Source organism: Ruegeria sp. F11, from assembly GCF_056533855.1.
The window spans coordinates 31,144-42,976 of sequence record NZ_JBQFOW010000013.1 but is presented as its reverse complement, the minus strand read 5'-3'; the positions used below and the strand labels follow the sequence as shown (position 1 = coordinate 42,976).

The 11,833-nt window shown below is 61.4% G+C and carries 15 protein-coding genes and 1 tRNA gene; 10 read left to right on the top strand and 6 right to left on the bottom strand.

Translation table 11 applies throughout. The annotated features are described in order from the left end of the window. Positions 1-44 precede the first annotated feature (44 nt). From ACR0NJ_RS17100 to ACR0NJ_RS17085, 4 genes are read left to right on the top strand one after another with little or no spacing between them, the layout of a single operon-like run. Positions 45-524, top strand: a complete 480-nt coding sequence (locus ACR0NJ_RS17100) for a UPF0262 family protein (RefSeq protein ID WP_480818330.1) — start codon at positions 45-47, stop codon at positions 522-524. A 3-nt stretch (positions 525-527) separates the two neighbouring features. Continuing rightward, positions 528-986: an arsenate-mycothiol transferase ArsC gene (locus ACR0NJ_RS17095; RefSeq protein WP_480818329.1), complete on the top strand. Its 459-nt coding sequence runs from the start codon at positions 528-530 to the stop codon at positions 984-986. Then, positions 983-1,381 carry a ketosteroid isomerase-related protein gene (locus ACR0NJ_RS17090; protein WP_480818328.1) on the top strand — a complete coding sequence of 133 codons (399 nt, stop codon included), beginning with the start codon at positions 983-985 and terminating at the stop codon, positions 1,379-1,381. The genes ACR0NJ_RS17095 and ACR0NJ_RS17090 overlap by 4 nt, the downstream gene beginning before the upstream one ends. Then, on the top strand, positions 1,374-1,967 hold the full coding sequence (locus ACR0NJ_RS17085; protein WP_480818327.1) for a GNAT family N-acetyltransferase: 594 nt from the start codon (positions 1,374-1,376) through the stop codon (positions 1,965-1,967). Before ACR0NJ_RS17090 ends, ACR0NJ_RS17085 begins: the two co-directional genes overlap by 8 nt. A 91-nt stretch (positions 1,968-2,058) precedes the next feature. Here the strand turns inward: ACR0NJ_RS17085 and ACR0NJ_RS17080 are convergent, their stop codons facing one another. Continuing rightward, a complete protein-coding gene (locus ACR0NJ_RS17080) occupies positions 2,059-2,274 on the bottom strand; it encodes a hypothetical protein (RefSeq protein ID WP_480818326.1) in 216 nt (71 codons plus the stop codon). Between the two features lie 147 nt (positions 2,275-2,421). Here ACR0NJ_RS17080 and ACR0NJ_RS17075 point away from each other — a divergent pair, with 147 nt between their 5' ends. The 6 genes from ACR0NJ_RS17075 to ACR0NJ_RS17050 all read left to right on the top strand — a co-directional run bounded on the left by ACR0NJ_RS17075 (position 2,422) and on the right by ACR0NJ_RS17050 (position 5,549). Next, positions 2,422-3,297 (top strand): carbon-nitrogen hydrolase family protein, encoded by an 876-nt coding sequence (locus ACR0NJ_RS17075; RefSeq protein ID WP_480818325.1) that lies wholly within the window; start codon positions 2,422-2,424, stop codon positions 3,295-3,297. A gap of 91 nt (positions 3,298-3,388) precedes the next feature. Next, positions 3,389-3,607 carry a translation initiation factor IF-1 gene (infA, locus tag ACR0NJ_RS17070; protein ID WP_005978431.1) on the top strand — a complete coding sequence of 73 codons (219 nt, stop codon included), beginning with the start codon at positions 3,389-3,391 and terminating at the stop codon, positions 3,605-3,607. Positions 3,608-3,618: 11 nt separating this feature from the next. Then, positions 3,619-4,197 carry a Maf family protein gene (locus ACR0NJ_RS17065; protein ID WP_480818324.1) on the top strand — a complete coding sequence of 193 codons (579 nt, stop codon included), beginning with the start codon at positions 3,619-3,621 and terminating at the stop codon, positions 4,195-4,197. Continuing rightward, positions 4,194-5,216: a ribonuclease E/G gene (locus tag ACR0NJ_RS17060; protein ID WP_480818323.1), complete on the top strand. Its 1,023-nt coding sequence runs from the start codon at positions 4,194-4,196 to the stop codon at positions 5,214-5,216. The genes ACR0NJ_RS17065 and ACR0NJ_RS17060 overlap by 4 nt, the downstream gene beginning before the upstream one ends. Further along, positions 5,213-5,395, top strand: coding sequence for a DNA gyrase inhibitor YacG (locus ACR0NJ_RS17055; protein ID WP_480818322.1), 183 nt, complete (start codon positions 5,213-5,215; stop codon positions 5,393-5,395). The genes ACR0NJ_RS17060 and ACR0NJ_RS17055 overlap by 4 nt, the downstream gene beginning before the upstream one ends. Before the next feature lie 79 nt (positions 5,396-5,474). Further along, positions 5,475-5,549 (top strand) — tRNA-Phe (locus ACR0NJ_RS17050). Between the two features lie 127 nt (positions 5,550-5,676). Here ACR0NJ_RS17050 and ACR0NJ_RS17045 read toward each other — a convergent pair. The 5 genes from ACR0NJ_RS17045 to ACR0NJ_RS17025 are packed head-to-tail and all read right to left on the bottom strand — an operon-like array spanning position 5,677 to position 11,830. Continuing rightward, on the bottom strand, positions 5,677-6,723 hold the full coding sequence (locus ACR0NJ_RS17045; RefSeq protein WP_480818321.1) for an ABC transporter ATP-binding protein: 1,047 nt from the start codon (positions 6,721-6,723) through the stop codon (positions 5,677-5,679). Beyond that, positions 6,723-7,970 (bottom strand): MGH1-like glycoside hydrolase domain-containing protein, encoded by a 1,248-nt coding sequence (locus ACR0NJ_RS17040; RefSeq protein ID WP_480818320.1) that lies wholly within the window; start codon positions 7,968-7,970, stop codon positions 6,723-6,725. Before ACR0NJ_RS17040 ends, ACR0NJ_RS17045 begins: the two co-directional genes overlap by 1 nt. A 5-nt stretch (positions 7,971-7,975) precedes the next feature. Next, on the bottom strand, positions 7,976-9,184 hold the full coding sequence (locus ACR0NJ_RS17035) for a carbohydrate ABC transporter permease (protein WP_480818319.1): 1,209 nt from the start codon (positions 9,182-9,184) through the stop codon (positions 7,976-7,978). Beyond that, positions 9,184-10,416, bottom strand: a complete 1,233-nt coding sequence (locus ACR0NJ_RS17030; protein ID WP_480818318.1) for a carbohydrate ABC transporter permease — start codon at positions 10,414-10,416, stop codon at positions 9,184-9,186. Before ACR0NJ_RS17030 ends, ACR0NJ_RS17035 begins: the two co-directional genes overlap by 1 nt. 58 nt (positions 10,417-10,474) lie before the next feature. Then, positions 10,475-11,830 carry an ABC transporter substrate-binding protein gene (locus ACR0NJ_RS17025; protein WP_480818317.1) on the bottom strand — a complete coding sequence of 452 codons (1,356 nt, stop codon included), beginning with the start codon at positions 11,828-11,830 and terminating at the stop codon, positions 10,475-10,477. Between the last annotated feature and the right edge of the window lie 3 nt (positions 11,831-11,833).

Below are 11,833 nucleotides of genomic sequence, written 5' to 3'. Positions count from 1 at the left end.
GTTGCTATAGGTCTGTGCTGACGTGAAGGATGGTGACCGTAAAGATGACCCGCATTTCGCATATCGAACTGGATGACAGAAACCTGCCGCCGCCGACGCCCGAGATCGAGCAGGAGCGCAAGGTCGCCATCTATGATCTGCTCGAGGATAACAGCTTTTTGCTGCCCAAACGCGATGATCGCGCGATCCCGGACGGGCCCTATCACGTGCAGCTCTCGATCCGCGACAAGCGGCTGGTCTTCGATGTCGCAACGGAAGATGCCGAAAAGGCGGCCGAGTTCCATTTGTCGCTCGGGCCCTTTCGGCAGGTGGTCAAAGACTATTTCCAGATCTGCGAAAGCTATTTCGACGCGGTGAAAACCTTGCCACCCAGTCAGATCGAAACCATCGATATGGCCCGGCGCGGCATCCACAACGAAGGCAGCCGCGTGTTGCAGGAACGGCTGGAAGGCAAAGCCGATATCGACACCGACACCGCCCGCCGCCTGTTCACGCTGATCTGCGTGCTGCATTTCGGAGGCTAACGGGTGACGCCGCTGCCGCAGTCGGTCCTGTTCTGTTGCGACCACAACGCGGTTCGGTCCCCCATGGCTGAGGGGCTGATGAAGAAGTTCTATGGCACCGGCACCTATGTCCAGTCCGCCGGTGTCCACAATGATCTGGAAATCGACGGCTTCAGCATCGCTGCCTGTCACGAAGTGGGGGTTGAACTGTCGCGCCATCGGTCGCGGTCTTTCGACGAGATGCAGGAATGGGGCGACGATCTGGGCTCGTTCGATCTGGTTGTTGCCTTGTCCCCGGCCAGCCAACGTAAGGCGCTGGAACTGACGCGGATTTTTCACCTCGATGTCGATTATTGGCCAATTATGGACCCTACCGGGCTGGGTGAGAACCGTGAACAGAAGCTACACCACTACCGACAGACCCGCGATCAGATCATCAAACATCTGAAAGACCGCTGGGGCGAACCTACGGAGGGGACATGAACCAGACCGTCAAAGCCTATTTCGATGCTTTCAACGCCGGGGATGTGGACGGCATGCTGGCCTGCCTGTCCGACGATGTGGCCCATCACGTCAACGAGGGCCAGATTCGCGTCGGCAAAGAGAAATTTGCCGCCTTCTGCGCCCATATGAACCGCTGCTACAAAGAGAACCTGACCGATATCGTGATCTTCGACGCCCAAGGCGGCACCCGCGCCGCCGCCGAGTTTATCGTGAACGGCACCTATCTGGAAACCGACGACGGCCTGCCCCAAGCCCACGGTCAGACCTATCGCCTGCCTGCCGGGTCGTTTTTTGACCTGCGCGACGGCAAGATCACTCGCGTGACCACCTTCTACAACCTCGCCGACTGGGTGAAGCAGGTGTCGAATGGCTGAGGTAACCGAGGTCCGCGCCCTGACAGGGGCAGCGCTTGAGGCCGCGCTGGACGATGTGGCGCGCCTGCGGATCGAGGTGTTTCGCGCCTGGCCCTATCTGTATGACGGGGACCTGGAGTACGAGCGCAGATACCTGCAATCCTACCGCGACAGCGACAAGGCTATTGTGGTCGGAGCTTTCGACGGTGACCGCCTTGTCGGAGCTTCGACCGGAGCGCCCCTGACCGACCACGCCGACGATTTTGCAGCGGCCTTCGACGGCACCGGGCTGGACCTGTCCGGCATCTTCTACTGTGCTGAATCCGTCCTGCTGCCCGACTACCGGGGGCAGGGCGTCGGCCACAAATTCTTCGACCTGCGCGAGGCGCATGCCCGCAGCCTGGGCTTCACCAAATGCGCCTTCTGCGGCGTGCAGCGTTCGGCGGATCACCCGATGCGGCCCGAACACTACCGCCCACTGGACACCTTCTGGCGCGCCCGGGGCTATGAGCCTGTGCCTGGTGTGATAGCGCAGTTCTCGTGGAAGGATGTTGGGGATGATAGTGAGACGTTGAAGCCACTACAGTTCTGGATCAGGGATTTGTAAGCAGAATCCTTGAGCGTTTCGCCAGAGTGGTGCCTGCTCCGGCCATTTGACCGACAGACATACGCCAAAGAATAGGGCCCTGTCCGATGTTTCAGGTCTGACGCTTGCGACTGAGCAGGCCGTATTTGACCGCCCATCCCCTAAGGGTTCGGCGTTTGACCTTTTCCTGCTTCACAGCCGTCTTGGCCGTTTCGCCGCCTTTCCTGTTGAACTCGAACACGTCGATTACGCGTTCAGCACAGCCGCAGGCCTCGCCCATACCCACTTTGGCGAAATAGAACTTCTCAAAGCTTTCCGCGTTTCGCATGGTGATCCTCCGGTTTCTATTGAACCAAGTCTTGTGCTGTAAGCCAACTCACTTTTGCGTCGTTGGAAGAACCGGCAAATCGGTCTGTACAGGGAACGAGGTCCTCTCTTACTGTCACGCCAAACCAGCTCCGAAGGACACCAACCAATGAAAGTCGCCACCGCCGCCTATAACCTCGACTGGCTCGATAGCTGGACACAGTACGAGGACAAGCTGGACCGATGGGTGTCTGACGCCGCAGGGCAGGGGGCAGCCCTGCTGGTGTTTCCCGAGTACGGCGCGATGGAACTGTCGACACTGGACGGGGCCGAGGTGGCCGGTGATCTGGAACGCTCGATCCGTGCGGTGTCGGATCGAATGGAGGATGCACAGACCCTGCATCAGCGCCTCGCGCTAGAACATAAGGTCTATATTCTGGGCGCATCGGCCCCGGTTTTGAACGGCGCGGGCCGAGCGGTGAACCGGGCAGCGCTCTACGCTCCGGATGGTGGCTGCGATCATCAGGACAAGCAAATCATGACCCGGTTCGAGCGCGAGGCTTGGGACATCGCCCCCGGCGGGCCGCTGAAACTGTTCGACACGGCGCTGGGCAGGATCGGCGTTCTCATCTGTTATGACAGCGAATTCCCGCTGCTGGGCCGCGCGCTCAGCGAGGCCGATCTGATCCTAGTACCGTCCTGCACCGAGGTGCTCTCGGGTTATTGGCGCGTGCGCATCGGGGCCATGTCGCGGGCGCTTGAAAATCAATGTGTTACGGTCATGGCCTCGCTGGTCGGAAGCAACGACTGGTCCGAGGCGGTGGACATGAACACGGGTATGGGCGGTGCCTTCGGCCCGCCCGACAAGGGGTTCCCGGCCACCGGCGTTCTGGCCGAGGGTCAGTTGAACCAGCCTGGATGGACCTATGCGGACATTGACCTGACCACCATCGCCGAGGTCCGGGCGGACGGGCATGTGCTCAACAGGACGCATTGGGACGAACAAGCGCCCCGAGTCGATTCGGTCACAATATCCCGCCTTTAGGTGATTCCGCCCTTGAAATAAGGCCGAAATAGGCTCATTTAAGCGCACATCCTCGCAGATTCTGCGGGTGCAACGTAATGATGGAGACAACATGGCCAAGGAAGATACGCTCGAATTTCCCGGTGTCGTGAAGGAACTCCTGCCTAATGCGACGTTTCGGGTCGAGCTGGAAAACGGCCATGAGATCATCGCACATACGGCAGGCAAGATGCGCAAGAACCGCATCCGTGTTCTGGCTGGCGACAAGGTGCAGGTCGAGATGACCCCTTACGATCTGACCAAGGGTCGGATCAACTACCGCTTCAAGTAACGCCTCGCCCAATGGCGTTTATCCTCGGATCGGGCAGCCCAAGGCGGCTGGACCTGCTGGCGCAGCTTGGCGTGCGGCCTGACGCGATCCGCCCCCCTGATATCGACGAAACACCCCTGAAGGGCGAGCTGCCGGTGCTCTATTGCAGCCGCATCGCGCGCGAGAAAGTGCAGGCGGTTCAGGCGGATAGCGGCGATATTGTCCTGTGCGCCGACACCACCGTCGCGCTGGGCCGCCGCATTCTAGGTAAGCCGGAAGATGCCGGGCAGGCGGCTGAGTATCTGCATGCCTTGTCCGGGCGGCGGCACCGGGTCGTGACCTCAGTCGCGGTGCGCTGCGGCGCGCGGGTTTTGCAGCGCGATGTGGTGTCTCAGGTCAAGGTCAAACGCCTGTCGGAACTTGAGATCAACGCTTACCTCGCAACCAACGACTGGCAGGGCAAGGCCGGGGCCTACGCGATTCAGGGGCCCGCCGGGGCCTTCATTCCATGGATTTCAGGCTCGTTCACTGGCATCGTGGGCCTGCCCCTGTCTGAAACTGCCGGGCTTTTGCAGGGCATCGGCTATCCATTGTACAAAGAGGCGTCATGAAAGGTCGTACCATCGTTCTGGACCACATTGAGGGTCGGGAAGCCGCAGCCCTGATGGTGGACGGCAAGCTGGATGATTTCCTGATCGCCTCAGACGCCCCCGCGCCCGGCACAATCTACCGCGCCCGTGCCGACCGTCCGGTCAAAGGGCAGGGCGGGATGTTCCTGACCACACCCGACGGTCCGGCCTTTTTGCGGCAGGTCAAGGGGCTGGCCCCCGGCGCGCCGCTGCTGGTGCAGGTGACGGGTTTTGCCGAGCCGGGCAAAGCGCTGCCGGTGACGGACCGCATTTTATTCAAAAGCCGCTATGCCATTGTCACGCCGGATGTGCCCGGCCTGAATATCTCGCGCAGCATCCGCGATGAAGACGAACGCGACCGCCTGCTTGAAATCGCTCATGACAGCATGGAGGGCAGTACCCACGGCCTAATTCTGCGCTCGTGCTGTCAGGGCGAGGACGCTGCCGAGATCGCCGAAGATATCAGCGCGATGCTTTCCCATGCCGATCAGGTGCTGAACGATCCGGGCACCGAGCCGGAACTGCTGCTGGAGGGCGACAACCCCCATGTTCTGGCCTGGCGCGACTGGACCGACCCGGCCGAGGTCGTGACCAAAGCCGGAGGGTTCGAGACCCACGGCGTGCTCGACGCGCTGGACACCGCGCGCGGAATATCCGAACCGCTTACCGGCGGTGGCCATTTGTACATCCAACCCACCCGCGCGCTGGTGGCCGTAGATGTCAACACCGGCTCTGACACTTCACTGGCGGCAGGCACCAAAGCCAACTTCGCCTGCGCCAAAGCTCTGGCCCGCGCGTTGCGGGTGCGCGGGCTCGGTGGGCAGATCACACTGGACCTTGCGCCGATGCCCAAGAAAGACCGCCGGGGGTTCGAAACCGCCCTACGGGCGGCTTTCAAGGCCGATGGTATCGAAACCACACTGGCGGGTTGGACCCCTCTGGGCCACTACGAGATGCAGCGCAAGCGCGGACGTATCCCGCTGTCTGAGGTGCTGTCATGAGCTGCCCGATCTGCGGCGAAGACACGGTGACCAAATTCCGCCCCTTCTGCTCGAAGCGCTGCGCCGACATCGACCTTGCCAAGTGGCTGAACGGCTCCTATGCCGTCCCGTCGCAGCGCGAAGAAGAAGCCGATCCGACCGGTTCAGAACCCGAAGACGAGGTTCGGCGTCCGCACTGAAAAAATGTCAAAAAGCCTCTGGACACTGCATGGTTCAGGTCATAGAAGGCCCCCACCCAACGACAAATGTCGTTCCCGTGCCCGGGTAGCTCAGGGGTAGAGCAGTGGATTGAAAATCCTCGTGTCGGTGGTTCGATTCCGCCCCCGGGCACCATTTCAACCGAGACGCCACGCGGCTTCAAACCGTTCATCAAGATGACGGGCCTTGGTGCTCTGTCGCAGGTCCGGACGCCTGCGGGCCCGAAGCGGATTGCTCGGGGCCCGCGACGATGGGCCAATGATCAGAGAGCCAGCCCCTCCCCGTCGAAGAAGTGCAGTCTTTCCGGGGCGAAGTGCAGGCCGATTTTGGTTCCTGGATTCAAGTCGGTGTCGCCGTTTATGCGCACTGTGACGTTCTCTTCGCCGCCGCAATCCACGATCAGGAATGTGTCTGCGCCGAGGTATTCGATGACTTCGATCGTGCCGTCGCTTTGGCCTTCGCCGGGTGCCACGGGGCTGATGTGTTCCGGGCGGATGCCCAGTTTGGTTGCTTCGCCCGACCGATCCAGCACCCCGCTGCCGCCGTTTTCCAGGTGGTAGTGACCATCGCGCGTTGTGCAGGGAAGGATGTTCATTTTCGGGCTGCCGATGAACTGAGCCACGAACAGGTTTGCGGGTCGCTCGTATAGCTCACGCGGGGTGCCGACCTGTGCGATCGTGCCGTATTCCAGCACCACGATCCGGTCGGCGAGGGTCATGGCTTCGACCTGATCGTGCGTCACGTAGATCATCGTGCGCTTGAGGTTCTGATGCAGTTTGGCGATCTCGTAGCGCATCTCGACCCGCAAGGCGGCATCAAGGTTCGACAGTGGTTCGTCGAACAGAAACGCGGTCGGGTCGCGGACGATTGAGCGACCGATGGCGACCCTCTGGCGTTGACCGCCTGACAGGTCCTTGGGACGGCGCTCTAGAAACGGACCCAGCTTCAGGACATCCGCCGCGCGGTTCACCTGCTCTTCGATCTCGGCCTTCGGGACGCCCGCGACCTTGAGCGAAAAGCCCATATTCTCGGCCACGGTCAGGTGCGGGTACAGGGCGTAGGACTGGAACACCATGGTCAGGCCGCGTTTCGAGGGCGGGTGATCGGTCACGTCAGCACCGTTGATCAGCAACTCACCGCGTGAGATGTCTTCAAGCCCGCCGATCATACGCAACAAAGTAGATTTGCCGCAGCCCGAGGGGCCGACGAAGACGACGAACTCGCCCTCGTCGATCTGCAGGTCGATGCCCTTGATCACCTGCGCGCTGCCGAACCATTTTTCGACGGATTTCAGTGCGATACTGCCCATCAGTTCCTCCCTGCCCAGTGCAGCCAGACGGCGGCTGTCCAGGTGAATGCATTGCCGCCAGCGGGGCTGCCGGTCATGGGGTCAAAATACTCGGCAAAGCCGAAGGTTGAGATCAACTCGGCGGTCTTGCCGCGCAGCTGCGCAGCTTCGTCCGCGTGGCCCATGTCTTCCAACCCGAAGCCGATCATCATGTTCATGATCGCCCAGGTCGGCCCGCGCCAGTAGCGGCGGGCGTCGAAACCGGGCATGCCGGGGTCGTAGCTCGGGATCGGATGCGGGACATTGGCCAGAGTGGTCCTTACCCGTTCCAGCATCTGAGCAGAGTCCACGCCCGCGAACCAGCACATGTACGAGGCGTTCGACAGCGTACCGGACCATTCGCCGCTATGCGTATCGCGGGAATCGAAGGCGCCCAGCGTGTCGTTCCACAGCGATAGCGCGCCTGTCACCAGTCGCTCGATATCGGTCTCCAGCCCCTCTGCGGTTATCCCGAGTGCGTCGCTGATTGCCAGCAGATCCCGTGCCGCGCGCAGGGTGGTGAAAGTCATTGTCGGGTCCGCCACGCGGAAGGGGTTGAGGGTCAGCAGGCTCTGCTGATCCCACCCGGCCTCGCGTCCGATCTGGACCAGCTTGATATAGCGGTCATAGTCAAACTTGGTCGGGCGATCCTCGCTGTTCACATGGGTCGTATCACGGCGCTGGTACTCACCGACGCCCGAGGCATCCATGCGCTCCATGGTCTGATCCCAGTCCGGCGCATTGTCGCGGCCTGCTTCCCACGGATGGGTGGTGCAGACGGCATTCTGGTCGTCCAGCCGCCACCGTATGATCCATCGATGCCAGGCCAACATTGCCGGGAACAGGGCGCGGATGCGCGCCTCGCCTGCTTCGGGGTCTTTCTCCCAGATTTTCCGTGCCATCGTGGCGGCAATCGGGGGCTGGATGATGCCTGAGGACGGGATGGGGCCGTTGCAGCCCCAGACGTCGGGTCCGGGAAAATAGCCGTCATCCTGCTGGTGAAACAGGATATGCGGCACCATGCCGTCCTCCCACTGGCCCGAGAACAGGGTTTCCAGTTCGACCCAGGCGCGGTCGATGTCGAACTCGGCAAAGCCAAGCGCCGCAATCGCGCTGTCCCAGTTCCATTGATAGGGGTACAGCCCTTCGGTCGGGATGGTGTAGCCGCCGCGATCATTGGCGATCAGGGTATTGCGCGCCTCGCGGTCGGGGTTTGTATGTTGGTTCATCTCAGTCATCCTTTGACGGACCCCGCAGTCAGGCCCTTGGTCATGAAACGTTCAAGCCCCAGGAACAGCGCCATGATCGGGACGGTGGCAATCACCGCACCGGCCATCAGGTGCTGCCGGGGAATTTCCGAGGAGTTCAGCATCGTGACCCCTCGGGTCAGGGTAAATTTCGACGGGTCGTCCAGCAGCATGAAGGCCAGCAGGAACTCGTTCCAGGCGATCATGAAGACATAGAGCGACACCGACGCCAGCGCCGGCAGGCTGAGGGGCAGGGTGATCTTCCAGATCACCGACAGACGCGACAGGCCATCCATCAGGCCTGCTTCCTCGACCTCGGTCGGCAGGCCACGGAAGTAGCCCTGCAGCATGTAGAGCGAAACCGGGATCGTTGTGACCGGGTAGATCAGCACGATGCCGAGGATCGAGTTGCGCAGGCCGGTCATCGAGAAGGCGATGTAGATCGGCAGGGCCAATACGATCATCGGCACCATGTAGATCAGCAGGATCGAGCGTGAGAACGCCTTTTGCCCTTTGAACCGGAACCGAGCCACGGCATAGGCGCCGGGGACGCTGAAGGCCAGTGTGATGAACACGGTCAGGACCGAAACGTAGAACGAGGTCCACAGGTAGGTGCCGAAATTGAAGTCCCGGAACAGTTCCGTGTAGCTGCGGAACAGGGCGGTGCCTTGTGACAGGTCGACCGAGAAATCCAGCGGGTTCTGCAGCAGTGCCTGTTGTGATTTCAGGCTGGTCATCACCATGACGTAGAAGGGGATGATGACGATGGCGGTGAAGAAGATGTAACCGAAGCCGGTGCAGAAGCGGATCACAGCGTCCTCGAATTCGTGACGGGTCAGCTCGCCGAAAGGGACGTCTTTCAGGATCTCGGCCATCGAAAGATGCATCACGATGGCAATCGCAATCACGGTGATCAGGGTTGCCTGCAGCGTGGTGTCCGAGCCGATCAGAACCGGGCCGAACCCGGTCAGGCAGGACAGGCCAAGCAGAGCCGAGACACCGAGCCGGGCTGGGGCCTGCCGGGTCGGGAACCGGACATAGACGAGACCCGCGATAGCACCCCAGATCAGGCTCAGCAGAACCTGCGGGCGGAACGCCGCGCCTGTAGCAAAGGACATGGTGATCGCGATAGTGGTGGCGATCACCACCAGCCACAACGCGCCCAGAACCGGGCCAGTGACAAAACCATTGCGCATCACAAACCCTCCTCTCGGCTGATGAAACGGAAGAAGACGAAGCTGAAGGCGATCAGGCAGATCAGGATGACAACGGCCACCGCCGCGCCTGCCCCTATGTTCGAGATCGCAAAGGCCTGTTCATAGACATTTACGGTCAGCGTGCGGGTGCCCGCATTGCCGCCGGTCAGCAGGAAGATGTCGTCGAACTTGTTGAACGTCCAAATAAAGCGCAGCAGGAACAGGACCGACAGAATGCCCAGCAGTTGCGGGATGCTCAGCAGCCAGAACTTCTGGAAGGGCGAGGCCCCGTCCATATCTGCCGCCTCATACATGCTGCTGTCGATGGACTGCATTCGGGCCAGAATGAACAGGAAGGACAGCGGGAAATAGCGCCAGATCTCGAACACTGTGACCATGATCAGCGCCAAAGGGCGTTCGCCGAAGAAGTTGATCGGCTCAGAGCTCAGCCCCATCTGCACCAGCAGCGCGTTGGCTGAACCCGAGAAGGGGTCGAACAGCGTGACCCATGTGAAGGCCACGGCAATGACCGGGGCGACATAGGGAAACAGATAAAGGCCACGGATAAAGCCCTGCCCGCGAAAGCTCTTGTTTAGCAGCAGGGCGGCGAACAGGCCCATGACCAGCGCGCCGATGGTGCCGAACACCGTGTAGAATAGCGTGACCCAGAGAACGCCCCAGAACTCGGACCCATCAAAGACGCGGGCGAAGTTCTCAAGGCTGAATTCGAAATTGGTCAGTACATTGGGACCGCTGCCGGTGACATCGGGTTCCGACCCTTCGATCAGATCCTCGAAGGCGTCCGGGTCCCCGTTGAGCGTGACGGGTATGCGGATGCGCTCGCGCTGACCGCCTTCCAGCGTGCCGAAATCGCAGAACAGGTCCTGCCCGTCCAGCACGCAGGGCGCGGTGACCTCGGCGGGGGAGACGCCGTCGGGCAGCACATCGGTCAGGGTTACGCCGTCGATGGCGATCTCCTGGCTCGAGTTGCGCAGGCGGTATTCGATGCGCAGGTCATCACCCGATCCGCGCAGGCTTTCGCGAACCACAGGCGCAGGTGGGCGCAGGTCGGACAGGGTGAAGGGCTTGAAGCTAATCCAGAAGATCGCCAGCAAAGGCAGGATCACCACAAGCGATACGCTGATCACGGTCGGAGACAGCAGCGCCCAGGCCAATCGCGCCTCGCGTTTGGCAAGCGCCCCGGTTCCGGTCGGTGGGGTGGCCGAAGTCATGGGATACCTCGAAGGGTTGGGCGCAGCGGCGTGGACCGCCGCTGCATCGGTCACAAGGTTACTGAACCTTGGCGAGCTCTTCGTTCATGGCCGCAACAGCGGCGGCGGCGTCGATTTCATCGTCGATATATTGCCGGACAACGCGGTTGATGGCCTGAGAGTTGATCATTTTCGAGGCCAGCGCCAGTTGGCCCTCGGCCACGCCCCAACGTTGGGCTACGTCCAGACCACCGACAATCTCGTCGATCATCGACTGTTCATAAAGCTCTCCCAAAGGCGCTTTGCGGTCGACGCCGACGGGCAGTTCGGCCCACGCCTCAGAGAACGAGGTCGGATTGTCCGCAGTGCCGCGCCGGACCGGGAATTTGCCCTCGGGTGCGATGGCCAGCGTCTGGGTGTACCCCTGATCCATTGCGTATTTCACAAACTCCATCGCAGCGTCGGTATCCGCATCGTTGGTGATGCCGAAATACCGAATGTCGCCCCAAGCCGCGCCATCGGGGTTCGACGGGCCGGACAGTTTGGTCACGATGCCGGTCTTGCCCGCCAGATCGCGCGAGGTTGGATCGTCATTGATCGTTGGCGGTGCGCTGTCTCGCAGACCAGCCAGTTCGTCCAGAATAAAGGGCGACCAGATGATCATCGCGGCCTTGCCGTCAAAATACAGCTCGCGCGACTGTTTCCAGAACAACTCTCCCGGAGGGGACGCTTTCGAGATCGCCTTGTAGAAATCCAGAACTTCGGTCGTCTTGGCCTCATCCAGTGGCTGGAACCCATCCGGGCCGACCGGGCTGACGCCATTGGCAAGGAAAACGTGTTCCAGCACCTGGCTCATGAAGTTCTCGTCAACCTTGGTGGCCGAGACAAAACCGTACATTTCAGGCGGGTTGTGCAGTTTTTCCAGCGCCGCCTGAATGTCGCCGAACGAGGACGGAGCCCCCAGCCCGGCCTCATCAAACAGGTCCTTTCGGTAGACCACCATCTGCGTCCAGCCATCGACGGGAACCGAGGCGGTTTCGTCATTGAACGCGGCCATGGCCAATGCGCCGGGCGCGAATGTGTCGGCGCCCAGTTCCTCGATCACCTCGCTGGCGGCTTCGGTATCCAGAATGCCGGCCTCGGCCCAGGGCAGGGCGTATTGCAGCGGGTGATAGACCACATCCGGCAGGTCACCGGCGGCAAAGGCTGCGGTGGCACGGGTGCCCAGATCGGTTTCGGTGACCGGGATCACCTCGACCGTGGTGCCGGTTTCGGCCTTGAATTGATCGGCCATTTCCTGCTGTTTGGCCAGCCGCTCGGGCTGTTCCTCGGTTGTCCAGAAGCGGATCGTGTCGGCCTGCACGGACAGCGCGGTCAGCGCCAGTGCAAGGGACGAGCCCATCATCAGCCGTGCGGCTGTGGGTGTCAGTTTCATCGG